Below are 25457 nucleotides of genomic sequence, written 5' to 3'. Positions count from 1 at the left end.
TTTTAACATATTATTTAGGCTTCCTATATGATTATTACTGTTGATAGCAAATAACAATCTAGACAACAGCTAGCAATGAATTCAGACACCATAACAAACGCCCAACTGCAAAACTGGGAAAATTTTTGCAGTCATATTGGAGACTGGCATGGAACTTGGAACGTTTACAATTTGGAGGGCGAATTAATTCGCTCTCATCAATGTGTTAGAAGCTTCCATTTAAGCAGTGATGAAAGTGAAATGAATCATCAGAATTATTCTACTTATGCTGATGGAGCAAACAAATTAGAAACCTATGGCCCACATAAAAAACCTCACATAAGATCGCTTCATTTGAGCGATAGTTTTTCATGGGGTTCTCAAGAAGTAAAATCTGGCTCAGTGTTCTTTTTTGAGACTGGTTTTAAGCATCAAGATAGGCGTAGGAGTGCAGTTGCCAGATACAACGAAAATGGTACTTTAGATATTTTGATAATTTCTGAACACTTGGGAGGAAAAGCCGATGAACCTCCTCTACCTCCTGCAAATCAATTAAGTGGTTGGCAAGGAATAATTACCAAAATGTCACCTGAGTGTATAGTGTCACCCGCAGTTTCAACTTCATGGATACAACTAGAAGATTTAAATAAGAATTATCTCACCTTGCGCTTGAAAGATGGCGTATCAATCACTATCCCAAAATATATAGAGAGTGAAACAGAGTTTTTTCTGGTGACAGAATGGCTGGTAAATTCTACTTTATTGCTGCGAGGTGTTCGCCATTTCGACATATCTGGGTTTACAAGCTTTACCTTAGAAGTATTTAATCGCTGATGGTAAGCAGAGAAGAAATCCTCTTAAAATCGCTGACCGATGCCTAGATGCACCTTGCTTTCTCCCTGGTCATTAATGCCATAGTCAGCCCGGATTAAACCTAGTGGTGAATTTAATCGCACTCCAGCCCCATAACCAAAACCATACCCTTGTTTGCCCCGCACACCCGCTGGATCTCCCAATACAGTATCACCAGAACCTAAGTCTGAGGCAAAGTCGGCAAATAATACACCCCCTACTATTGGTAAGACGGGAAAACGATATTCTGCGGAAGCTAACACATAACTGCGACCACTCCCTACATCTCCAGAATCGTAACCGCGTACTGAGTTGGTACCACCCAAGTTAAAGCTTTCGTAGGGTGGTAAATTACCAATAACAGTACCAGCTTGCAGATTCACAGCAAATACTTGTGGCTGTTTGGTGTTAAATAACTGCACTGGCAAATATTGGCTGTAATTGGCTTTGAGGCGATTTAGGGAAATATTACCTTGACCGATGGGCACAGATTGTTCTGTACTCAAACTCAAAACGGAACCTTGAGTTGGATTGGTGGCGTTATCTCGTTGGTCTTTGGTGGCGGTGAAGGATACGGTAGTTAAGTCATCAACGCCAGTTCCACTCGCAGATAGGGGATTGCCTTGAGCGTCGGTTGAGGTAATATTACCTTGGCGATCGCGAATACTAGTTTGGGTATAGTTTAATCCTAAAGAGGTGTTCCAGTCGTCAATTGGTCGCTGTAAGCTGAAACTTCCGCCAATTTGACCTTCCCGAACTTTATCGCCGTTAGCTAGCGTAATCTTGTCATCAAAAGTTTCCGAAATTTCCCGATTACGAAAACCATTCACAGTGTACCCCAAGCGATCGGGGTTAGTTGTCCGATAGGGACTGATAAATTTGCTATTAAACTGCAAGTCTCGGCTACTTACAGCAAGATTCACACCTAAAGTATCATTAATACCGCCGACATTCTGATCTTGATAGCTAATTGTGCCTGTTAATCCCTGATCAGCATTGTAACTACCACCCAAATTAACACCACGCGCCCCAGTTTCTTTGAGTTGGTAAACTAAATCTAGTTTGGTCGCATCTCCTTCTAAGGCAACATTCACAGTCTCAAATAAACCAGTCCGATATAGCTGTTGTATGTCTTGTTTAACTACATTTTCTTGGAATATTTGTCCAGGTTTTAGCTTGAGTTGCTGTTGGAGGAAATCTGGTTTAGTGCGTCCTCCCACGGGATTACCCTTGCTATCAACAGTTTTACCCTCGTCGTTGACAAAGCGAAATTTGATATCACTCACCAAGCCTTCAGCGACATTCACAGTGAGAATACCTTGAGTATTGGGTTTAATTGATAACACCCGTGCTAAGTTATAACCATTGTCGGCGTACCACTTATTAATTTGTGCTACTGCTTGCTGGAGTCCAGCAGGACTGATGGTGGTTCCAATCTGAGATTGCAACCGTTGTTGGGCTACTTGGAAAGTAAGTACTTTAGCGCCAGATAATTGCAGCGATCGCACAATCACCGGTTGCACTTGATAAACTACATTCAATCCAGTCTGTGTGCTAAAGCTATTTACACTGGCATTGCTAAATAAACCTGTATCCAAAATTGCAGTTACATCTTTTTGTAGCTGGCTTTGACTGGTTTCTCCACCCGCCTGAGTTTTAATGACTTTGCGAATGATATCCTGCAATTCTTGATTGGCTCCCACTACCTGTACATCTGTAGCTGTGACTACTAAATTGCTTTCAGTATTAGGGGTTTTGAGAGATGAGGGAGCAGGAGAGGTGGGGGAAATCGGGAGGGTGACTTGGGAAATTAACTCTTTTGCTGACTTTAAGACTACTGTGGAATTTTTGTTTGCACCTGTTTGCACGGCGACGGGATTTTGGGAAAATTGTTGTGCAACTATAGTTTCTGGAGAAGCAATTGTCTCTACCCGTGCGGGAGTGTCTTCAATAATCGGCACCACCAAGTTACCAGCTTTTGCAGTTGGAGTAACGGTTTTAGTCGGTGCAGCAGTTGCTTGCTGAGTAATATTGGCAGTAGCTAAAGTAGCTAAAGTAAAAATAGCAGTAGCAGAAACTCGCATAATATTTAACCTAATTAACTGGGAGTTAGTTGTAGTGAGGCTGGCGAATAGGGATAATACTAACTTCCAGCTTCTTCGCCGATTTCCCTATTTATACCTCTTACCCCAACAGACAGTTAATTTTGATATTTTGTTTCTTATGAGTAATGTATCTCGGTCATCTCTAGGTTCTAACTCCCAAGCTGCAACTTCTCCTCTGCGGTTACTTGTATTAAGTAATGGTCATGGGGAAGATATGATTGCAGTTCGGATTTTGCAAGAACTCCAACGACAATCAAACCCACCAGAGATATTTGCTTTACCTCTGGTGGGTGAAGGACGTGCTTACCAAGAGTTGGATATTCCCCTCATTGGTTCAGTCCGCACTATGCCTTCTGGCGGCTTTATTTATATGGATAACCGCCAATTAGTGCGCGATGTCCGCGGTGGTTTATTGCAACTAACCCTCAGTCAGATTAAAGCTGTCCGCCGTTGGGTGAGTTCTCAAAAAAAATTAGGTAATAAAAGAGCGATTTTAGCTGTGGGAGATATTGTCCCGCTGTTGTTTGCAACTTTCAGTGGCGCTAATTATGCTTTTGTTGGTACGGCGAAATCTGAATATTATGTGCGGGATGAAGCTGGATTATTACCACGGAAATCTAAAAATGCGCGTTGGGAAAACTTTTCCGGTTCAGTTTACCATCCTTGGGAACGTTGGTTAATGAGTCGTCGCCGTTGTAAGGCAGTGTTTCCTAGAGATGCGCTGACGACGGAAACATTAAAACAATGGCCAATTCCAGCTTTTAATTTGGGTAATCCCATGATGGATGGTCTAGAACCGACCTTTTCACGCCAACAATTTTATAGTCAGGATAGTCAACAGCAAGAGATAGTTCGGCCTTTCATGGTGACTCTTCTTCCTGGTTCCCGTCCACCGGAGGCATACAGCAACTGGGAAACAATTATGATTGCCGTATCTGCGTTGATGGCAAGTTTCCAAGAGCGAGATTCGGTATTTTACACTTCTGGCACAGTGGTGTTTTTAGGTGCGATCGCTCCAGGTTTCGACTCTAATATTTTATCCCAAAGCGTGCAATCCCAAGGCTGGCGCACTGAATCAGCATGTCCTATCCAAATTGCCGATCAAAATATCTTGACATTTAAACAAAGGAATGCTTATCTACTGCTGACACAACAAGCCTATAATGATTGCTTGCATTTGGGAGATATAGCGATCGCAATGGCAGGTACAGCCACAGAACAGTTTATCGGTTTGGGGAAACCTGCGATCGCAATTTCCGGTAATGGGCCCCAATATAATCCTGCCTTTGCAGAAGCTCAAAGTCGTCTTTTAGGCTCATCTTTGATTTTAGTCGAGCAGCCAGCAGAAGTTGCGAAGGTTGTACAGTCCCTATTCAAAGATCCTGATATTTTGCAGATTATCGCCGAAAATGGTGTGCGACGCATGGGAAAATCGGGAGCAGCACGACGGATTGCTGATTGCTTGCAGGAACGGTTGGGTTGAAGGGGTATTGGGCATTGGGCATTAAGCATTGGGGATGGTTATTCTCCTTGTCCCCTTGTCCCCTTGTCTCCTTATCTCCCCCATCTCCCCAGTTCCTTAAGCCACCAACCCAGAACGTAAAGCTCTTACAGCAGCTTGGGTACGGTCATCGGCACATAATTTATTTAGAATATTACGAACATGGGTCTTTACAGTACCAACTGTAATGTAGAGTTTCTCGGCAATTTGCCCATTGCTACACCCAGCTACAATCAATTCTAAGATTTCCAATTCCCGTTGAGTCAGCGGGTATGTTTCCAAAACTTGCTCATATTCTGACGCTAGCGCCTCGATTTTTACAGTCTTCGGTTTGTCAGAACTTTGGCTTTCTCCAGGTATACCTTGCCGCATTTTCCGCAATACCACGTTGGCAATTGCCGGATCAATCCAAGAATTACCGCCGTGAGTTGCTTGAATTGCCTCAGTTAATTTACTGATACTTGTTTCTTTCATGTAATAAGAATCAGCACCCGCCGCGAAAGCTGCAAGTACAGCATCCTCTGTGTGATCCATTGTCAGGATGAGAATCTTGGTTCCCGTCTGCCCAGTTTCAGCTTGGTGGCGTTTGAATTTACGGGTGAGTTCAATGCCATCCATATCAGGCAAACCGATGTCTACAACAGCTACATCTGGTTTTGCCGTTTCCAAAAGTTTTAGTCCTTGGGTAGCATTTGCCGCTTCGCCAATTACTTTCAAGGCGCTGTGGGATTGTAATGCCGCTCGTAGCCCCATTCGCGTTAAGTCATGATCTTCAATTAAAATAATGCTAATTTCATTCATCGCTACACTCGCTCTTATGCTGTTTGCATCTTTCAAAGTATTACCTTTTGTAAGCACTATCTCTATATTTTCCCAAACCAAAGATAGATGATATTTCAACCTCTCTGCATCCACCGATAGAAATAATAAATATCCTACTTTTTTATATTTAGATAGAGGACATATCTAGCTGGAGATATATGGATACTTGCATAAAAAGTATGAAATATTGAGACGAATGCCAAATTACTCCTCCCTTGCTCAAAATTCAGCTTTCAGCTGCCATGTTCCATTAGTTAATTACTATTATCTTGTATAAAGCTTTCAAAAAAGCTTACAAAAATGGACAAATTACAAAAAGTCAAAGTTGCCTTACGAAAAAGTAAACGATGGTTTCGAGCGATTTTTAACCAAACCTTTGGATTCATCGAATTGATGGAGCCAATAGACATACTCATGGAACAAAATCGGACGGCCTTAAAATTTGGTGGAATCGCCAGTAACGAGGTAATTCGTCGTTCTTTGTGGGAAGCTTGCTGGTCTGACTTTTCACGGGATTTGGCAAATTTCTCCCCTTCAAGGAGAAAAGCTGGGAATTTTCCCTTAATCCTTGTAGGGTTATGGGTTTTAGGTCTGGCGTTGGTTTTTCCAGATAACGTGAAAAGTCAGGCTCGATGGTCGACAATTTCAAAAGGAATTCAAGCACAACTAAGAACTGTAATCACTCGTGTGTCCAGATGGTGGGCAACTTACGGCTTACAAGTTCAACCCTTCAGCAATCAAAGTGGACAACTAATCTTCTTAACACCAAAAGGATTGGAAGAAATTGGTATTCTTCCTAAAATTTACGAGAAGGTTTTGGTAATTTTCCAAACAGTGCGAGACTGCGATCGCCCGGAAAATGCTAACACAAGTCTGGCGATCATTAAGAAAATTGTCGAAATTGCAGGAGGTAGGATTACTTCAAATTCACAAATCGGTATAGGTAGTACTTTCTTGTTTACCTGATCTAAGCAATCTGATAAGTAAAACCGCTCAAGCTTATGGTACACGATAATGGTATGCAACTCTCACCAATGGCTGACGACGGTCGCTAGCTCACTCATTTACAATTGTTTTAAGCTTAGTAAAGTATTGTATTTTACTTTATATCAGCTATGTTTGCTGTCTTCAGAGCAATAGTTTTCGGTTTGTTAATTGCTAATTGATTTGGAAGCATTGGTCAATTGCTAGAAGTTAAAGTGCAATACTCTGGTTAATTTACTAGATATAGGATACAACAGGCTGAATTTAATCCAAGAAAATGCCCAAAAGAGTTATTAACATACTAGTAGTGGAGGACAACGAAGTTGATGTGATGAATGTCAAGCAGGCATTCAAGAAAGTTAATACTATGAATCTGGTTCACCTTGCAAGAAATGGGCTAGAGGCACTAATAACGTTGCACAGCAATCACGGACAGCATCCCGAAACTACCACTAAGCAACACTTGGTTTTGCTAAATTTGACTATGCCAAAGATGGGTGGCATCGAATTCCCGCAAGAATTACGTTCTGACCCGCAATGGAGAGTAACTTCTGGAGTTGTAATGACGGTCTTAAATCAAGATCAACAGCAAGTGAAAGCTGAAAACTTAAATTTAGCTAAATATATTCTAAAGCCTTTAACCTTCCATAAGTTTGTAGAGATTAGGGCAACGCTCAACAAGTATTGGATATTGTGCGAAATGTCTTAGTCAATCAAGTTACAGATTTTAGATGTCCGAAAATCTTATATTCTTTATTTAGTTGGATAATCTGAAAAGAGAAATGATATACATCAACCTATGTTTGGCGGCAAAAATAAAAACCGATGGAAGAGACGCTAAAAATTTTGGTTGTAGACGATGAGGAAGTAGACCGGATGGCAGTCCGTGATGCCTTGACTAAAGCAGGTGTTCAGATGGAACTGTCTGAAGTAGGCGATGGCCATGATGCGTTTTCTGCCTTATCCACTACTGCCTATGATTGTGTTTTCCTCGACTATCGCTTACGAGACCAAGACGGGCTAACCTTGATTCAACAGTTACGTTCTTCGGAAATTAAAGTACCTTTAGTAGTCCTAACTGGTCAAGGAGATGAACAAATTGCTTTGCAATTATTGAAAGCTGGTGCTACAGACTATCTATCTAAGTCTAGGATATCTCCAGAGACATTGGCACAGGTATTGCGGAGTGCAATTCGGATTTATCGCGCTGAAATGCAGGCAGCTTTAGTAAAAGAGCAGCTCAGAGAAAGTCATGAACAACTCATTCATAAGAACCAAGAATTGGAGAGACAACAGCAACAGATTCAAATGCAAAACTTCAAGCTATCGGAGGCATCACTACTAAAATCACATTTTTTGGCAACTATGTCTCACGAACTCAGAACGCCGATGAATGCGATTATTGGTTTTTCGCAGATACTGCTGCGTCCTAAGTTTGGTCAATTAACTCACCAGCAAGCAGATATGATTGAGCGCATCTTGAATAATGGAAAGCATTTGCTGATGCTGCTGAATGAAGTGCTTGACTTTTCCAAACTGGAGGCGGGAAGATTAGACTTAAAGGCGGAAATATTTGATGTATCAAAGGTCATCAATCTCGCTGTAGGTGAAATGCGTTCCCTAGCTGATGCCAAAAATCTCTCATTGTTAGTGGAAACCGATTTGCAAAATAGTTTGGTATTTAATGATCCTGTTCGAGTCAAACAAATTTTGATTAACCTGCTCTCCAACGCCATTAAGTTCACAGAGTTTGGCGAGATTTGGGTTGAGGTTAAGGAACTACCTGCAAATCGAGTGGCAATTATTGTTCGGGATACAGGTATTGGCATAGCACCCAGAGATTTTAAACGTATTTTTGAAGCATTTCGACAAGTCGATCAAACTATTACTCGCAAATATCCAGGTACAGGTTTGGGTTTGGCAATTATAGATTCGCTAGTGCGAATGATGGGCGGCAAAATTTTTCTTGAGAGCAAATTGGGCATCGGTTCTATGTTTAAAATTGAATTGCCCCGTCAAATAACATTACCGAATATAACAGATGATGCTCCAGCTTTGCAGTTAGATAGTGACGGGATTTTTTGCTCTGCGAAAAATCCACATCATTCCTCTTCCCAAGCTAGACAAGCACCAATAGGATATCCTAAATTTAAACTATAAATTACTTCCCAAAAAACCGATAAAAATTTATAAATTATGTCTGTAGTTGAAAATAATAGAATTTATCGGATTCTCGCAGTTGACGATACTCGAGATAACCTCATTTTGGTTCAAACAATTTTAGAAAGTGAGGGGTATGAAATTGATTTGGCTTCAGATGGCATAAAGGCCTTGCGTCAAGTTGAACAATCTCCGCCTGATCTGATTTTGTTAGATGTGATGATGCCAGGGATAGATGGTTATGAAGTCACGCGTCGGATTCGAAAGAACCCAACAATCAGTTATATTCCAATTCTGTTGATTACAGCCTTTCACGAATCCAGCGTTGTCGAAGGTTTGGATGCTGGTGCTGACGATTTTATTCGCAAACCATTTGATACTGATGAACTATTGGCAAGGGTGCGATCGCTGTTGCGTCTCAAGCACAGTCTGGATGAACAACAAAAAATGGCCCGCCAACGAGAAGACTTTGTTTCTCGTCTGACTCATGATTTGCGAACTCCCTTAGTAGCGGCCGATCGGATGTTGAGTTTGTTTGAGATGGAAACATTCTGCAAAATTTCGCCGGAAATGAAACAGGCGATCGCAGTTATGATTCGCAGTAACCAAAATTTGATGGAAATGGTTAATACCCTCCTAGAAGTATATCGCTTCGAGGCAGGTAAAAAAACGTTGAATTGGGAAGTATGCGATTTACGTGAGATATCTCAAGAAGTAGTGAGTGAACTCAGTCCTCTAACTAGTGAAAAAGGATTGATTCTAAAAATAGATACCACTGATTTAGATTCACAGCGTAAAAATGCTGGTGTTATTATGGGCGATCGCTTGGAATTACGGCGGGTGCTAAACAACCTGATTGCAAATGCCATCAAATTTACAGATACCGGAGGCATAACAATTCGTATTTTTGAAGCGTCACCTAATCAAGTAAATCAAGATTCAGTAACAATTGAGATAGAAGATACAGGATATGGGATTGCGCCTGAAGATCAGGCAACAATTTTCGAGCGATTTCGCCAAGGCAAAAATAAACGCTCAGGTAGTGGCTTAGGGCTACATCTATCCCACCGGATTGTAGAAGCGCACGCAGGAACTATCCAGGTTACCTCTGAACTAGGTAAAGGTAGTCTGTTCACTCTCCAACTACCTAAAAATATTTAAGTTCTTCTCCTTCACCTTCATATTGTTCTGATTGACTGCTAATCCTGACAAAGCTCAAAAGTTGAGTAAGGGGCAAATTTTTCCCCCAGTTCACGGCGAATTATAGCCTCTAATTCCTCAAGCATATAGGGTTTGCTGATGTAATCATTAAATCCAGCCTTGAAAATACGCTCACGATCATCCGTGGTAGCTAAAGCTGTGACTGCCACTACTGGAATTGTACAAGTTAAGGGTTCTTGCTTCAGATGACGCACAACATCGATACCGCTAAGACCTGGTAACAAAATATCCAACAAGATTAAGTCTGGTTGATATTCTTTAGCCACCAGCACCGTTGCAGAAGAATCTGTTTGACAAATAAATCTACAACCCATTGACTCAAGAGCATAACTAATCAGCAAAAGACTATCATCATGGTCTTCAACTGCCAAAATCAAAGGCTGGTGAGAGTTTTGCTTCTTTTCATCACTCATGAATGAATGTGCCAAATACATCTCTTCTCCAGAAGATTTATTAGGAGTTATCGTCTTTACTTGGGAAGACGAGGCTTCCTGCGAACAATAAAATAGTGCTTCGTTAAGATTGGTTTGTGTTTTACTTTTGCCTAGTTGATAACTCTAACCCATGCAAAAATAGCTGAGATAACAAAACCTCAAGCTGATAGGTTTAGCAGATACTTTTTGATTATACGCAAAATTACAGAATAATTTCTCAGTATGTTCATAATAACTTTATATAGAAATATCATATGATTATTTATAACAGTATCGCTTGACCTGTGTATGGTTTTAAATTTTAAAGATACTGAATAAAGTAAGTAATTAAAGTTATTAACTGTTAAATTCAGTACTGGTTTTGGCGTACTGAATAAAATTTTAACACCATCTTAATTGCTTGTACAGAGACGATTGAATAAGTTTTTACTAGTAAGCAAACCAAGAGATTAATTTTGATAGTTTCTAGAAAGGAAGTAGATGTTCATTATATATTGTTTCCTTTTTGACAATGATTGTTTATCAAAGGATGCTTACTACTTTAGCATAGTGCGATGTCTACGACAGGCTACGCTGATGCAGAAATTTGTTTCTAGATTATTGATATTTTATTTAGTATTGTATGCTACAAAATATCAATAAACAGGATAATTAAACCTTAACCTTACAGGTAAGAGGGACGGCAATAGCCGAGCTTTGAATAAAGCACAATATTACAGAAAATTGATAAGTAGGTCAACATCGTGAGTATTAGATAACCCAGGTAAAATTTTTTATTACTTACTACCAAGTATTGTTTATTTAGGTTTATCTACTTGCTAGCGATCGCAAGATTCTCCCATAAATTACATTTAATTTTCGTTATGTTTTTATGCCTTAAAAGAGATTTAAATAAGCTGAAATAACATGAATTAATTACAGCATTATTTGAAATTTTATGCAATACTTTGATTGCATAAAACTTTGGCTAATTTTTTTATTAAATTAGAGCATTACTGCATGTTAATTTGATATGTGATATATTTTATTTTGAATCCAATATATTTAAACTTTTCTCTATCTAAAGGGGGTTAAATTAATTCCTATATTGTTGATGTTGCTACGTACCAGATTTTATAATTATTGTACACACCCTAGAGGAAGATGACCAGAAGTTAGAGTAGCTCTAAATTAATTCTGGTGTGTCGAATAACTGCTTTCTATGGAGGTTTAGCTGAGTGCTAAACCTTTTTCATGGCTACTATAATCGTGTACTAACAGCTTCTAGAATATTTGTATAGTACCTAACGGTAGATGTCTTGATAAAGTAAAATATCTAAATTCTGCTGATAAACTTTACCCTTATCTAAGAGGGTATTTTTAAAGTTTCTATTGATGTGTTAAATATTTGTTATCTTCTCCCAAACCCCCTATTTTAAAGGGTGCTTGGGAGGATCAATAAGATACCTAAAATCATAGCTAACCCCTTTTCAAGCAACCTTTAAGGCTTCGTTGAATACCAAGCCTTTATTGATATAACTAGCTGTGTTAACCGAATTTACAGATTATACTTCTCACTCCATGTTTTTATTTAAGTACGCTATCATGAGGTATAATTTAATAGAAATTATATAAAGCACTGGTGCCAGATTAATATTTAAGTTTATAGAAACCTTTTTTATAGCAATAAATATATTATTAACTTGCCAACAGGTTGTAGATTTTTTGTAAACACACTATAGACAGATGAACTGAAATCAAAGTAATTCTAAATTAGCAAGGTATGGTAAACACTTGGTATATATAGGGCGTGGCTTTTAGCCATGCCTTTTTCGTGAGTAGCACTCAGCAAGTGAAATGTATAAATAGTTAATAAAGTACTTACTCTAGAATTTTTGAATCTAACCTTATATCACTAAGAGATTAATATCAGATTATAGAATGTTTGATCTGGTACTAAAGGAATAGTAAATATCATCAAAATCTACTGGGTTAGTGTTATAAAATACCATCTATAAATAGACTAAGCAACAAAAAACTACCATTACCATATATGGATTGATATTCGTATCATTCTATGGATAGTAGAAATAACTATTTTACAAAGTTATTATTCAGCCTGTTAATGCCTGAAAAACGTGTATGTGCCCTGGAATAATACCCAGGGTTTTTTTTATAAAAACTTAGATAAGTGGAAAATAGACTTTTATCCGAGTAGAAGTAAATTGTTTGTCGAGATTGTTATCTGCTGGATTTATGAGAAACAATAAAGGTATAAATTGTCAGAATCCACCTTGGGGATTCAAATCTGGCGATAGCGAGCCATTACTCAATGCAAAGTAGCGCCTCATAGAGAAGGGCTGAGACCAAGGACAATAGCCCAGCCTCTTCGAGTCATTTCCCTACAGCCCTTCTCCTAAAAGAGACGCTGTAGCTTGCTTGAACGGCCCCTACAGCAGGCGCTAGCCTTTCCCTTTGGAATAACTACGGTGTACACACAAGTCCTAAAAACCTAGCTTGATAAGGCTTGACTCGTTCCCAGTCGGAGACTGGGAATGCATTCATTGAGTCTCTGACTCTAATGTCTGATGGGATAAGGAGAGCTTCAGCTTTTAGAATGTTTGTATACATCTTCTAGGAAGATGAACTGAAGTCAACCTAATTCTAAATTAACTAGATGTGGTAAACGCTTGGTATATATATATGGAGGCTTGGCTTGAAGCCAAGTATTTTTCATACTTTAGGTAGATGTTTTGTATATTTTTTCATCAATTTTTAAATTGAAAAGTGAATGTTTTTACCAAGTAAAGCAATACCAGATTTCAAAATATTTATACACATCCTCTAGGATGATGATCTGTAATATAGAGTAGAACTAAATTAATTTAGTACGTTGTTAAGCACAGCAATTATTGAGGTTTGGTTCACAGCCAAACCTTTTTTTAATAAACAACCAGGAAATGTTATATCAGATTTAAAAATATTTGGATACAGCCCATAGGGAGATGAACTAAAGTATGAGTCGGTCTAAATTAATCTTGGTGTAGTAAATGCTTGGTATATATAGAGGCTTGGTTTAACCAAGCCTTTTATTATGACTGATCAGGTAATTGTGTATCAGTTTTCAAGATATTTGGATACAGTCTATAGGAAGATGAACTGCTAGAAAAGTCAGTCTAAATTAATTTGGGATGTCTGCTCAAGCACTAAATATGAGGTTTAGCTGAGTGCTAAACCTTTTTTGTCAGCAAGTGAAGAGAAAGAAGCGACACCGATAACGAGTCTTCTCCCTTCGTGCAGCGTCTCGTAGAGAAGGGGAGATTAGCGAGTCTGCGAGCGTTATAGCCTGTCGTAGATATCGCTCTCATCAATGATGCTGAGTAAATTCCTATCTAACTAGCTGATTGCAAAATCATCATCGAAATTATGCAGTAATTGCATTAATACGGATTTACCATAGCTTCACAGATGCGATTCTAATATCAGGGAATAAAGATGGATACCCCTGGTATTAGCCAGGGGCTTTTTATTTAGCAGCTACGCCTTAAACGTCAACACCGGACTCAACCGCGCTACAATATTGACCATTTCTGCCTCAACCTGCACATCAATCACAGACTGAATCGGTTTGTAGGCGGCGGGTGCTTCTTCAATTCGGCGTTCTTGACGCAGGGTAATGCAGTCTACCCCGGTTAATCCCAGCTCCGCCTCACTTTGAGATGCACCCCTGCGGTTGAGGTCGAAACGAGAATAAATTCTTCCCGCCCCATGTGAGGCAGAATTACAAAATGCTGGATTGCCTTTACCCACCATTAGATAAGAATCAGCACCCATTGAACCAGGAATAATCACTGGTTGCCCTAGATGAGCGGGACAAGCGCCCTTGCGTGTTACCCATCCCTGACCTTCTGGCAAGGTGATGTTATGGGGCAAGTCATAAACTAGAGGTGCTTCTACATCTTTGTATACTTCTCGTAAACGCAGACGTAGCAGTTCAGCTAACAGCAGGCGATTGACAAAGGCATAGTTAGCAGCAGTGGCTTCAGCTTGTAGGTAACTGGCGACAAGTTCGGGGTGAGAATAAGTAGAGAGAGGAAAAATCTGAGAATCAGGGTACTTCAGACCTTTTTGCCAAGTCGCCTTAGCTTTATCTCGCCACATTCCCCCAATATACTTACCCACATTTCGGGAACCAGAGTGAATCATAAAAGCCAGTTGTCCCTCGCGCACTCCCCAGGCGTGGGCAAGGGTGCGATTTTCGACTTTATCAACTCGCTGCACTTCTACAAAATGATTTCCGCCGCCTATGGTTGCCAGTCCGCCATCGCGTACCAGTCCAGCATCGGGAACCAATTCTTCAGGTGCAAGTTTCCAGTCACCATCCATTGAACCACCTAAGAAGATGCGATCGCTTTCTTGGGCAAGTTGTTGTAAATCAGATTTAACTACACTCCCTGTAGGCTTAACTAGCATGGCATCCAGCCAACCGGGAACTCCGTACTGAAATAGCGATCGCATTGCGTCAGCAGTCATTGTCACATCACGCGTACCAAAGAAGTAATCCCCCTTCATCTTTTCTACGAATTGGTCGCGCTTTGCCATGAATTCGTCGATTGTCAAATCAGCAACGTGCAGGCGCATTCCACAATTGATGTCAGAACCGACAGCGCCAGGGATAACCTGACCCACAGTTTCCACAATTGAACCAATGGCAACACCCGCATCACCTGGGTGAAAGTCAGGGGTAGCACAGGCACGACACACGCATCCACCAGATGGGTGGCGGACACTTGCTAAATTCGCTAACTGCTTCAACGCCTTAGCTTCTACCGGGAAGCCTTCTGGCAGTAGCACTTCTGCTATAGGGGCATCAGAAGAATTAAGTAAACGAACTGAATAAGTACGATTGCTGTAACTTACATCCAAACCCTGCCGCTCTAAAGCACGCAGGAGACGTTTTAAATTTTTTGGCTGCATGAAAACTCCAAATAGAGCCTTAAAAAAGACTCTTTGTTGTGAAGAGAGTAGGAGACTTGGGTTCAGCAGCCGCGTCTCAAGTGGTGCGGAGGGTTATTTTCCCAGAATTGTGGGGAAAACAACATGTTATCTAGCCTTGATAACACACACTTGCATCGGAAAACAAGTCTTTTGTAACATATTGTATTTTTAGCAATTTTTGTACTACATCTGTAAATAAATTTGAAGTTTAGCTAAAAACTTTTAAAAATCTCTAGACTCTCCAGCCGGCTAGAGAGTCTAGGATGAATTTAAGGCGACTCTCAACCAGAAATTTCTGACTGTTGGCGAATGTCCCGCAGTCATCGACTTTGGTTTGGCTAGCTTTTCCACTCTATCCCGTAAATCTATGACTCTCCAACTCACAGTTCCCAACATGGCTTGTTCTGTTTGTGCAAGCACCATCACCAAAGCACTTCAGGCAGTCGATGCCAATGCTAGCGTTCAGGCTGATCCAACAACCAAGCTTGTCAGTGTAGAAACTCAAGCATCAGAAACAGCAATTAAAGAAGCGTTGGCTGCTGCTGGCTATCCAGTTGCTAACTAATTCGTAATTCGTAATTCGTAATTCGTAATTTTTGACGAAGCACTCGCGTGTAATTGTCTTTCTTGGCGATCTTGAATGAGTTGGGGTCTAAATCCCCAAATAATTTAATTACGAATTACTTTAAGATCCTCCCACATCAATCACAGTGGTTCATCTAGTTATGGATACTCTCACACTCAAACTTCGAGGGATGAGTTGCGCCGCTTGCGCTAACAACATCGAAAAGGCAATTCGCTCTGTACCAGGGGTAAGGGATTGCAACGTTAACTTTGGAGCAGAACAAGCCGCCATCAGGTACGATCGCTCTCTAGCAAATTTAGAGAAAATCCAAGCTGCGATCGCTGCTGCGGGATACTCTTCTTACTCACTCCAGGAAGAATTGCTCTCTGAGGAAGATGATGTTGAAAAAGCGACTAGGCAAGCATTACAACACCAACTCTCCCTCAAGGTAGTGGTGGGAGGTGTAATCAGCATTTTCCTACTTTTGGGGTCATTGCCCATGATGACTGGGCTGAACTTATCCTTGATTCCAAGTTTCCTGCAAAATTCTTGGGTACAGTTAGTGCTGACAACACCCGTCGTCTTTTGGTGTGGTGGATCTTTTTACCGTAATGGCTGGAAAAGCCTCAAGCGCCATACGGCAACGATGGACACGCTGATTGCTTTGGGTACAAGTGCAGCGTATCTATATTCTTTGTTTGTGACTGTTTTCCCGAAATTTTTTATTGCTCAGGGCTTGATACCTCATATTTATTATGAAGTTGCCGCCATTGTCATTACCTTAATTTTGTTGGGGCGGTTGTTAGAAAATCGCGCTAGGGGACAAACTTCTGAAGCTATCCGCAAACTTATCGGATTGCAAGCTAGAGATGCCAGAGTTATCCGTGATGGTAGAGAAATTGATGTTCCCATCGCCGAAGTCAGAATCAACGATGTGATTTTAGTGCGTCCTGGTGAGAAGATTCCGGTAGATGGCGAAGTGATTGCAGGCATTTCGACGGTAGATGAAGCGATGGTGACGGGTGAAAGTTTGCCAGTCAAAAAGCAGCCAGGAGATGAAGTGATTGGGGCGACAATTAACGGTGCGGGTGCATTTCAGTTTCGGGTGACACGAGTCGGAAATGATACGTTTTTGGCTCAAATCGTCAAACTAGTGCAACAGGCCCAAGGTTCTAAAGCACCAATTCAGCGCTTGGCAGATCAAGTTACAGGATGGTTTGTACCAGTTGTGATTGCCGTTGCGATCGCCACTTTCGTCATTTGGTTTAATTTCACTGGCAACCTCACCCTCGCAACAATGACAACGGTAGGCGTACTAATTATCGCTTGTCCTTGTGCTTTGGGTTTAGCTACCCCCACTTCTGTAATGGTGGGGACGGGCAAAGGTGCAGAAAATGGCATTTTGATTAAGGGTGCGGACAGCTTAGAACTAGCACACAAAATTCAAACCATCGTTCTAGATAAAACTGGCACTTTAACTCAGGGGAAACCCACGGTTACAGACTTTGTGACTGTCAACGGTACAGCTAATGGTAATGAAATCAAGCTTTTACAGTTAGCAGCAACGGTGGAACACAATTCTGAACATCCCTTGGCGGCAGCAGTTGTGAAATACGCCCAGTCTCAAGAGGTGAGTTTAATAGAAGTAAAGAACTTCGTAGCGATCGCAGGTAGTGGTGTCCAAGCAGTTGTGTCAAATCAGCTTGTACAAATTGGTACACAACGCTGGTTAACAGAACTTGGAATTAACACCATAACTCTCCAGCAGTATAAAGATGCATGGGAAGCCGCTGGTAAAACAGTCATTTTGATTGCTGTAGATGGCGAACTACAAGGGGTAATGGGTATTGCTGATGCCCTCAAACCTTCATCAACAGCAGTGGTGAAAGCTTTACAGAAGTTAGGTTTAGAGGTAGTAATGCTGACCGGAGATAATCGTAAAACTGCTGATGCGATCGCGGGGCAAGTTGGCATCCAGCGAATCTTTGCCGAAGTGCGCCCAGATCAGAAAGCGGCGATTATCCAATCTTTACAAGGGAAGATAGAGAAATTTCCTAAATCCAAAATTGTCGCAATGGTAGGTGATGGCATAAATGATGCGCCAGCCCTAGCACAAGCTGATGTGGGAATTGCTATTGGAACGGGAACAGATGTTGCGATCGCAGCTAGCGATATCACCCTGATTTCTGGAGACCTGCAAGGAATTGTGACAGCTATCCAACTTAGTCGCGCCACTATCAACAATATCAAGCAAAATCTCTTCTTTGCCTTTATTTACAACGTCATTGGTATTCCAATTGCGGCTGGAATTCTGTTCCCCATCTTTGGTTGGTTACTCAATCCAATTATCGCCGGCGCTGCGATGGCTCTTTCTTCACTCTCTGTTGTTAGCAACGCCCTCAGATTGCGTAACTTTCAACCAAAAGCTATCTCATAATTTCAGGGTAATTAAGGAAATGTTCAGTAAAAAAACGCTTTGGGGAAGTCTTACAGCTTTAGTGCTGCTCACTGGAACATCGGACGTAGTATTAGCAGAAATGCCGGCCCATTCGCCAGAACAAACCAGCCAATTTCACCATATCGAGCAACCTTTGGGCTTGAAAGTTGGTGTTGCGATCGGTGGTTTAGCATTGATTGGAATAGAGTTGTGGTGGTTTCTCCTCTATAAAGGTCCTGAATCCTAAAAGGATGTTTTAAAAGTCGTTAGTGATGTATCAAAGACTTTTAGATGCTTTTAGACCCTTTTTTAAGGAGGCTAGGAGTTAAATATTCGGAGTAAATAATGAAGAAATTGCTGTATTTCTATTTATCAGCACTCATACCGATTACCTATGAGGTTACTCCAAAACCAGTTGCTCAATCCCCTTGCTTCACCAAGCTTGAGTTTGTGCAGTTTCATAAATAATTGGTATCAGCACTGACTGGTATTTTGAATAATGGGACAAATTGTATCTTCATGGTGGTCACCAATATTCTTCCAGCCTGAAAGTAATCCCTTTATTTCAGACCGTAAAGTTAACAACTGATTAATTTGGTGATCAATTTGCAAAAGCTTGTCTTCGAGCTTTTCTTTTATTTCACCGCAAGGAGCCTGTCCTTGGTCATAGACCTGAAGAATATTTCCAATCTCCTCTAAGCTAAGACCAAGATTTTGTGCCCTTTTAATGAACCCTAGACGAGTTAGAACATCCCATGAAAACTGGCGGAAGCCTCCCTCTGTTCGTCTTGATGATTTGATTAAGCCTAAACTCTCGTAATAGCGAATTGTCCTGATGGGGATTCCGCTCATATCTGTTACCTGACCAATTAAAAGCAGTTTTGTCTCCTGAGTTAACACGGCAGATTTTCCCAAATATTGTAATTATTATTACATATTTTCCTGATTTATTAAATCATTAGAGAGTTTAGCAAAATTCAGTAGTTGAATTTTTTAATTAAAAATATTACTAAATTTTTATCTTTAAAATATCCACTCAGAATAGATATTAGCTTACACCAGATGATATTTGACTAGCATAATTTTAACATTCTTAGTATTTTTCAGCCAAGATTTTGCTTATTTAATTTGAGTTATTCATTGAGTAACGGTTTGTCATGGTACTGAAAGTAACTGTTTTTTTATAGTTCTCATGTTACTTCTAGATCAACTGCTTCACCTCAAGTGAAACCATAAAAATGAATCTCAACTCGCAGGCTTCTAGCTCAACCCGTAAACCTAAAACTTTCAATAATCCAGAGCGTTTTATTGAGGGCTGGTATTGGGTAATACCCTCTCGAAATCTGCGGGTGGGTGAAGTAAAACCTGTCACCATTTTGGGCAGAGAACTAGTAATCTACCGTGGTAAAGACAGAAGAGTAACTACTTTTGATGCCTATTGTCCGCATATGGGCGCTCACCTTGCTGAAGGCAAAGTTGAGGGTAATGCACTACGTTGTTTTTTTCACCACTGGAAGTTTGATGCTGAAGGGATGTGTATTGATATCCCATGTTTAGATACGCCGCCTTCCCTAAAGTTACAAACTTGGCCGACTGCTGAAAAGTATGGGATGATTTGGGTTTGGACTGGAGAAATACCACAACAACCCCTACCTTTTATTCCAGAGTTGGAACAAAAAGAGTATGATGTTGCCATTCATTCTCACTTTGTGATGAACTGTCATCCCAATGTAGTGATGATTAATGCGATTGATGCTCAACACCTCAATACAGTTCACAAGCTGCCAATAGAAATTATCTTTGAAAGACAGGAACTGAACGAGAATGCGATTGTCTTCAGTAACACTACACCCATCAAAGACAATTCCTTTTTGATTAAGCTCATCCGTCTTTTCTACAAAAATGCCATAACTTACAGTATTTGCTATTGGTACGGAAGCATTGGCATTGTGACACTTGGTCCCGATTTTTTCCATGTCCACATGATGGTTGCAGTTCGCCTCCACGAAGGGGGAAAAACTGAAGGTAAAATTCTGTTGATGACTAAAAAACGTAAAGGAATTTTTGGTTTGTTATGCAATCGAGTTGTACTATGGCTGACTAAGATTGCAGCTAAGTACTTTCTCATGGGTGACATTAAGATTCTCCAAACAATTCAGTTTGATTTGAAAACTCCCATCAAAGCAGATCAGTCAATCATGCAGTTTATTAACCATGTTGAAAGACAACAAGCTCTAACGTGGGGGACTTGGCAAGAAGCGCGATCGCGCGATGTGGAGAGCAAGCCCAAGCGTGAGAGATGGCAAGATACAATGAGTAATGACTAATATCATGTCTATATGCCGCTCCGAAAAACCTACTTAAAGCTAGACATATCTAGAATTTTGTGAACAAGCCGGAGCGTGCAGTCTAAATCTTAACTGGCTACATGCAATTGCTTATGACACCTTGATGTCAACCCCAGCATAATGCACAAAGGTTAAAAGTTCGTTCAATGAAATTACTTTTAACTTTTAATTTATTTTTTACTGGGCTACTAGATTAATAAAAAGAAGTGGCAAAGCCACTTCCTAATTCCCAGGTAGAACCTAAGTCATCAGTATAACCACAACAAAAAACTGAAATAGTATAAACAAACACCGATTAACTTAATATCTCTGTTTTCCTTGTTTTCTGGGTTAGGAAATCCCGATTTTCATCAGCCAAATAACTGTATATTTACATAGTCTCATGATTGCAATGCAGACTCAATTTTATCCAGTTCATCGCTAAGATGTGCCAGTTTTGCCTCTTCATCAAGAAGCTGCTGTTCTAATTGAAACTTAACTGCCGTACCAGCCTCAATTGCTACAGCTTTCTTCATCTGCTTAAACTTCTCGCTGCGGATGTCAAATTCTGCCTGAAGTGCGTCTAGTTTTTGTTGCGATCGCCGTCGTTGTCCAGGAGTTAAACTAGTAGAAATTGCACTAGCTTCAATAGTTGCGGCTTCACCAGATAAAAATTTACTTCCACCAGCGTAATAACAAAGGGGAAAGTTATCGCCCAAATCCAGCACTTTATTTACAAACGGGTGCTGCGGCCCTGATGCTCTTTTTGGCACTTGGTCAAATAAGTAAACTAAAACATCAAGAATACGTGCATAGCCATCCTTATTCACCGCTGCTTTACCTTGCAAGGCTTCCAACAAGCAATCTGTGAAAGCACTGTAGGGTTGACCAGTGTAGGAATATTCGTCTTCCCGCGAAGAAGCAACCACAACTCGACCGCTTCCCGTTCCTAGCACATTTAACAGTTCCGGCGGTAAGGGTGATTTTACAAAGGTTTCCCCTGGTTCCTTCAAAGCTGGAACGCCACCAGCATGACAGCAATCTAATAAAACTACGAGTTTACGCGCTGTAATTGCTTCAATTTTTTGGGTAAATTCTACACCTGAGATTGCTGTGTCTGCGCGTTGGCTGGGGTCATAACCGAATGGTACAAGGAAGTATTCATTGGTGCGCTGGATGCGTCCACCGTGACCGGAGTAGTAAATGATGACAGTTGCATCAGAATTTTGATTTATCTGGGCAATGATTTGGTCAAAAGCTGCAAGGATATTTTGCCGAGTTGCAGAGGTTTCGGTTAGCAGTGTGACTTGTTTTGGTGGATAGGCGGCGCGACTTGGATCAATCAGTATATCTTGTATAGCCGTTGCATCTTTGACTGTGACTGGTAAATCAGCACCTACGCCAATGAGTAATGCATAACCGTTGGTAAAAGTTTGATTTGTCATGCGATGGGTGATAAAGGTGAGTCAATCAGTAGGCTTTGATGCAGGCAACAAAAGTAATTCACACTCGTTTTTTTTGACTAACCCTCTGATTTGAGCAAAGTTATCAAACGGTTTATTATCCATAATAATCCTCTTTTATATCTCTGAACAAATAAAAATAAAATGCTGACATTGAATCTTTTTCAAAGCCTCGCTTGATCAACAAAGCCAAAAATTTTTGTTTAGAACCAAATAGGGAGAAACAAGCTTTTAATATTCTCTCATGAGAGTAATAAAATAGCGGCAATTACTTGTCCTGCTTGGATTTGAGTCCATAAAAATTTCTCTTTCTTGTCTCAATTTCAATTTGTGTAAACTTTTCTGTACCAATAGAAAATTGGCATCCATTTATAGTGGTATAGTCAATTCCAGAGTCTGACAAGCTCATCAATAGACCTCTTGCCAAAGCAAAAGTTTGAGGAGCTTTTGTTCCTTATTTCTGATTAAAAATTACCGAATAAAAGCAAGGAGTTTAATCAGATAAAACCTTTGGGAATTGTGCCTTTTGAAGGCAAAATTTTTTGATCAAAGGAGTTATTCAAGTTAATGAGTATTCCGATTCAGGTTTCACCTGCAACGAACGATCTGACTCTGTCCATAGATGAAACGTTCGCCGAAGTGGTGAAAGTCACTATCCCGAAATCTGGGGTAGTCCCCAAAGTGGATGTCTATTTTCTCGCAGATACGACCAGTAGCATGAAGGCGGCGATTGACGCTGTCAAAATTGGGATCTTGGATGTCCTAACCCAAATCGGAGAGCTAGGGGCCGATGTCCAGTTCGGGGTTGGCGAATACAAAGACTTTCCGGCTCCGGTTACTGGCGAACATCCCTACGCCTTCGCGCACCAGCATAGCCTGAGTACCAACACCGCCGCGATCCAAGCGGCAGTAGCTGACTGGAGGACTACTTCCGGTAAGGACGTTCCAGAGGCTCAGTTCTACGCTCTTGATCAGGTTGCCGAACCACCAGGTGGCAATATCGGTTGGCGCGCAGATTCCAAGCGGATCATCGTCTGGTTTGGTGACGCCGCCGGTCACGACGCAGTATGCAAGCAAATCTCCAACCTATCCTACGACATCACCGAGGCATCGGTTACCGATAAGCTAGTCGCAGAGAAGATCAAGGTGCTGGCCCTTAGCTTGAGAAGCGACGGCGCTCCGGCGGGGCTGGACGACGATCCGAAAGCGAAAGCTATTGGGTATAAGCCATTCTGCGGCGATCCGGGCGGCACCCAGGGACAAGGGACAAGGATCGCCAAGGCCACAGGTGGCAAAATTGTCCAAGGTGTCAGTGCAAATACGATTGTGGAGACGATCACTGCTGAATTAGCAGCACAGATCACCGCGATCGGGAACGTCAGTCTGGTAGCCAGCGGTGCCACGGCACCTTTTGTGCAAGCGATCGCACCAGCCGCCGGTTACGGTCCCCTCAGCAGAGACCAAGACCATGAAATTAGCTTTGACGTTTCCTGGATTGGCACCGTACCAGCCACCTACGAGGATCAGGTCTTCAACGGCTCCCTCGATGTCGTTACCGATGGAGAAGTCGTTGGCGGCAAGACCGTCAAAATTACAGTACCACTCGATGAGGAAATTATAATGCCACGCCCAGATGATGTTTCCGGTAACTGGATGTTGATTCACCAAGTGACGGGTATTTATTTCATAGCACAAGGTTACTTTCCCACTGTCGGTCTTCAGACTCAGATATGGAATCAAGATCCTCCTGATCTTAGGGCAGGGGCAAAAGGATACCTGTGGGTTCTGGAGAAGCAAACCGATGGAACTTACCTCATCAAGACCTGGGAGAAAGAATTGGGTGGCTCGGCGGAGTTGTATCTCCAAGCACCAGCCAAACCGGGGTATCTCGCGCAAACAACTTTGCAAAAGCGCGAACAAAAGGAAACTGGCTTGCAGTCCTGGGTATTGGTTCCAGTCAGCAGTGATCCCGACACTTACGCCATCCAACCGAAGTTATTCCCCGACTATGCCCTAGGTTCTAATGGTAGTTGTAACAACGGCGCGTTTGTGGTGGCTAGCCACACCTGGGGAAAACCCACTTTCCACCACTATTGGCGACTGAGTCAGCCTCCTGCTGGTTTCCAGTGAAAAATTGTCAAAGCTCTGTAGATTTGGTCACAAACCACACCTGAGGAAAACCAACTTTCCATCAATCTTGGCGACTGAGCAAGGATTACACTGGAGGGGGAAATAAATCTCAGTACAGACGGCTATCTACCGTGGCGCTACTAATACCAAGGGTAGTGGGTTCAAACTTTCTTGAACACAGACAATAGACCTCTCCAAAAAGTCCCAAACCCTTTCCCTAGTTGGTTTTTGAGTGCCTACTTCCCTGGATAGCAGGCACTCAAAAACCAACGTTTTTATCTAGGTTTGAGGCTTTTTTGATCATTTTTTTGGTATTATTGCTTACTCTCGGTTAATTAGTATTGTAATTTCCGTTCCTTGTCCTAGAATGCTTTGGATTGTTAACTACGCTGAAATGCGATCGCTACGTTCTTTGATCCCCATCAATCCAAAACCTTTAACAGTAGACAAACTATCTGTCTCAAATCCCTGTCCATTATCTTTAACCCGCAAAATACATTGCGTCGGTTCATACACCAGTTCAATTTTGATTTCACTAGCAGATGCATGTTTGTCTACCCAGACCAACTCTACCCCTAAGTTCACGCCACAATGCAGCACTATCACTTTTCCGAGCAATAGGACTGAGTTCAATTCGTACAATCTTCCCCGTCATGATATTGGGGACATTTTGTGCTACTAACCGATTCAATAACCAGCATTGACCATAATATAGTGAACCGTGGATTAGAAATGCTGCTACTGAATGAGTCTCAATAAATCTCCGAAAAGCTCGCGTCTGCTCTCGATAAGCAAGCAAACTAGATGTTTAGCATACCACTACTCACTTGGATTCAATACAACGATAATTTCTGCTAGCCTGATTCCCAGAGGTTTCCAGTGGGGATTGCTAGAGGAAAAAGTAGTATCTCCAGACACCGCTTGGTAGTCATTGGGAAACTTTTCGTAAGCATTAGCAGCAGTATCCACTCGCAGGATAAGTTTGCCCTGATAGCTAGATAATCGGCTACTATCTAACAAAATAGTACCGCCGTAGTCCCACGCCAATCCATAGAGTTTAAAATCACCTAGTTTCTTACGTAACTCGCTTAAAGGCGTTCCAACACCGATACCTTCGCGGGTTTTCCAAGCTGAACCCAGGTTACGCACATCTAATGGTTTAGTACGAGTATTATTACTCCAAACTACTAGCAGAGTGCGTCCCTGATTTAGATTTACCTGAGTAGCTGCAAAACTACCGATTCCTTCAGGGCCAGAAATGGTTTTGTCAACGAGATGGGATGCACCAAACAGCTTCACTAAATCTTGTCTGGTGGTTGTGCGTGTTATCGGCCCCACTCTTTCCCCAGGAATAATCAAGGTGTCTTTTAACGGTTGGGAACGCGCATCGGTTGGCGGTTGATTAGTTTTCTGGGGTAATGCAACTACTGGGGTTGCTGAATTAGTTAATAGTAAAGCTAACGCAGCCGTAACGATACCTTTAATAGATGGGTTCACAGT

At 41.4% G+C, this 25457-nt stretch carries 20 protein-coding genes and 1 pseudogene; 12 read left to right on the top strand and 9 right to left on the bottom strand.

Going from position 1 to position 25457, the window contains the following annotated elements; translation table 11 throughout:
• The first annotated feature begins 75 nt into the window (after positions 1-75).
• Positions 76-813 carry a DUF3598 family protein gene (locus F8R90_RS20495; RefSeq protein WP_196512212.1) on the top strand — a complete coding sequence of 246 codons (738 nt, stop codon included), beginning with the start codon at positions 76-78 and terminating at the stop codon, positions 811-813.
• A gap of 23 nt (positions 814-836) precedes the next feature.
• Here the strand turns inward: F8R90_RS20495 and F8R90_RS20490 are convergent, their stop codons facing one another.
• Complete coding sequence (locus tag F8R90_RS20490) at positions 837-2915, bottom strand: BamA/OMP85 family outer membrane protein (protein ID WP_196512211.1); 2079 nt, start codon at positions 2913-2915, stop codon at positions 837-839.
• 139 nt (positions 2916-3054) lie between these two features.
• On the opposite strand from F8R90_RS20490, the gene F8R90_RS20485 reads away from it, so the two are divergent.
• On the top strand, positions 3055-4419 hold the full coding sequence (locus F8R90_RS20485) for a lipid-A-disaccharide synthase-related protein (protein WP_196512210.1): 1365 nt from the start codon (positions 3055-3057) through the stop codon (positions 4417-4419).
• A 96-nt stretch (positions 4420-4515) separates the two neighbouring features.
• On the opposite strand, the gene F8R90_RS20480 is transcribed toward F8R90_RS20485, so the two are convergent.
• Positions 4516-5238 (bottom strand): response regulator transcription factor, encoded by a 723-nt coding sequence (locus tag F8R90_RS20480; protein WP_196512209.1) that lies wholly within the window; start codon positions 5236-5238, stop codon positions 4516-4518.
• Between the two features lie 321 nt (positions 5239-5559).
• Between F8R90_RS20480 and F8R90_RS20475 the strand changes: the two genes are divergently transcribed.
• From F8R90_RS20475 to F8R90_RS20460, 4 genes are all read left to right on the top strand, one after another.
• Positions 5560-6225 carry a hypothetical protein gene (locus tag F8R90_RS20475; RefSeq protein WP_196512208.1) on the top strand — a complete coding sequence of 222 codons (666 nt, stop codon included), beginning with the start codon at positions 5560-5562 and terminating at the stop codon, positions 6223-6225.
• 295 nt (positions 6226-6520) lie between these two features.
• Complete coding sequence (locus F8R90_RS20470) at positions 6521-6952, top strand: response regulator (RefSeq protein ID WP_196512207.1); 432 nt, start codon at positions 6521-6523, stop codon at positions 6950-6952.
• 116 nt (positions 6953-7068) lie between these two features.
• On the top strand, positions 7069-8403 hold the full coding sequence (locus F8R90_RS20465; protein ID WP_196512206.1) for an ATP-binding response regulator: 1335 nt from the start codon (positions 7069-7071) through the stop codon (positions 8401-8403).
• Positions 8404-8439: 36 nt separating this feature from the next.
• A complete protein-coding gene (locus F8R90_RS20460; RefSeq protein ID WP_196512205.1) occupies positions 8440-9564 on the top strand; it encodes a hybrid sensor histidine kinase/response regulator in 1125 nt (374 codons plus the stop codon).
• A 38-nt stretch (positions 9565-9602) separates the two neighbouring features.
• On the opposite strand, the gene F8R90_RS20455 is transcribed toward F8R90_RS20460, so the two are convergent.
• Complete coding sequence (locus tag F8R90_RS20455; protein WP_196512204.1) at positions 9603-10058, bottom strand: response regulator; 456 nt, start codon at positions 10056-10058, stop codon at positions 9603-9605.
• Positions 10059-13574: 3516 nt separating this feature from the next.
• Positions 13575-15014: an RtcB family protein gene (locus F8R90_RS20450; RefSeq protein WP_196512203.1), complete on the bottom strand. Its 1440-nt coding sequence runs from the start codon at positions 15012-15014 to the stop codon at positions 13575-13577.
• 388 nt (positions 15015-15402) lie between these two features.
• Between F8R90_RS20450 and F8R90_RS20445 the strand changes: the two genes are divergently transcribed.
• The 3 genes from F8R90_RS20445 to F8R90_RS32995 all read left to right on the top strand — a co-directional run bounded on the left by F8R90_RS20445 (position 15403) and on the right by F8R90_RS32995 (position 18284).
• Positions 15403-15600, top strand: coding sequence for a heavy-metal-associated domain-containing protein (locus F8R90_RS20445; RefSeq protein WP_196512202.1), 198 nt, complete (start codon positions 15403-15405; stop codon positions 15598-15600).
• A gap of 160 nt (positions 15601-15760) precedes the next feature.
• Positions 15761-18037 (top strand): heavy metal translocating P-type ATPase, encoded by a 2277-nt coding sequence (locus F8R90_RS20440; RefSeq protein WP_196512221.1) that lies wholly within the window; start codon positions 15761-15763, stop codon positions 18035-18037.
• A 100-nt stretch (positions 18038-18137) separates the two neighbouring features.
• Positions 18138-18284 carry a hypothetical protein gene (locus tag F8R90_RS32995; protein ID WP_230966529.1) on the top strand — a complete coding sequence of 49 codons (147 nt, stop codon included), beginning with the start codon at positions 18138-18140 and terminating at the stop codon, positions 18282-18284.
• Between the two features lie 227 nt (positions 18285-18511).
• Here the strand turns inward: F8R90_RS32995 and F8R90_RS20430 are convergent, their stop codons facing one another.
• On the bottom strand, positions 18512-18937 hold the full coding sequence (locus tag F8R90_RS20430) for a heavy metal-responsive transcriptional regulator (protein WP_196512200.1): 426 nt from the start codon (positions 18935-18937) through the stop codon (positions 18512-18514).
• A 338-nt stretch (positions 18938-19275) separates the two neighbouring features.
• On the opposite strand from F8R90_RS20430, the gene F8R90_RS20425 reads away from it, so the two are divergent.
• The gene (locus F8R90_RS20425) at positions 19276-20364 is read left to right on the top strand and encodes an aromatic ring-hydroxylating dioxygenase subunit alpha (protein WP_196512199.1); all 1089 of its coding nucleotides are present in this window, start codon (positions 19276-19278) and stop codon (positions 20362-20364) included.
• Between the two features lie 401 nt (positions 20365-20765).
• Here the strand turns inward: F8R90_RS20425 and F8R90_RS20420 are convergent, their stop codons facing one another.
• Positions 20766-21809: a caspase family protein gene (locus F8R90_RS20420; protein ID WP_196512198.1), complete on the bottom strand. Its 1044-nt coding sequence runs from the start codon at positions 21807-21809 to the stop codon at positions 20766-20768.
• A gap of 585 nt (positions 21810-22394) precedes the next feature.
• Between F8R90_RS20420 and F8R90_RS33890 the strand changes: the two are divergent.
• Positions 22395-22865, top strand: a pseudogene (locus tag F8R90_RS33890) (hypothetical protein); the annotation flags it as partial.
• Positions 22866-23153: 288 nt separating this feature from the next.
• Positions 23154-23957, top strand: a complete 804-nt coding sequence (locus F8R90_RS32985; RefSeq protein ID WP_230966525.1) for a hypothetical protein — start codon at positions 23154-23156, stop codon at positions 23955-23957.
• A gap of 384 nt (positions 23958-24341) precedes the next feature.
• Here the strand turns inward: F8R90_RS32985 and F8R90_RS20410 are convergent, their stop codons facing one another.
• The 3 genes from F8R90_RS20410 to F8R90_RS20405 are packed head-to-tail and all read right to left on the bottom strand — an operon-like array spanning position 24342 to position 25454.
• Positions 24342-24590 (bottom strand): ATP-binding protein, encoded by a 249-nt coding sequence (locus F8R90_RS20410; RefSeq protein WP_196512196.1) that lies wholly within the window; start codon positions 24588-24590, stop codon positions 24342-24344.
• Positions 24493-24756, bottom strand: coding sequence for a hypothetical protein (locus F8R90_RS33885; protein ID WP_442946752.1), 264 nt, complete (start codon positions 24754-24756; stop codon positions 24493-24495). The genes F8R90_RS20410 and F8R90_RS33885 overlap by 98 nt, the downstream gene beginning before the upstream one ends.
• Before the next feature lie 20 nt (positions 24757-24776).
• A complete protein-coding gene (locus tag F8R90_RS20405; RefSeq protein ID WP_196512195.1) occupies positions 24777-25454 on the bottom strand; it encodes a hypothetical protein in 678 nt (225 codons plus the stop codon).
• Between the last annotated feature and the right edge of the window lie 3 nt (positions 25455-25457).

The sequence above is a fragment of the Nostoc sp. NZL genome (assembly GCF_015714705.1).
GTDB lineage: Bacteria > Cyanobacteriota > Cyanobacteriia > Cyanobacteriales > Nostocaceae > Nostoc > Nostoc foliaceum_A.
This window is presented reverse-complemented; position numbering and strand designations above follow the sequence as displayed.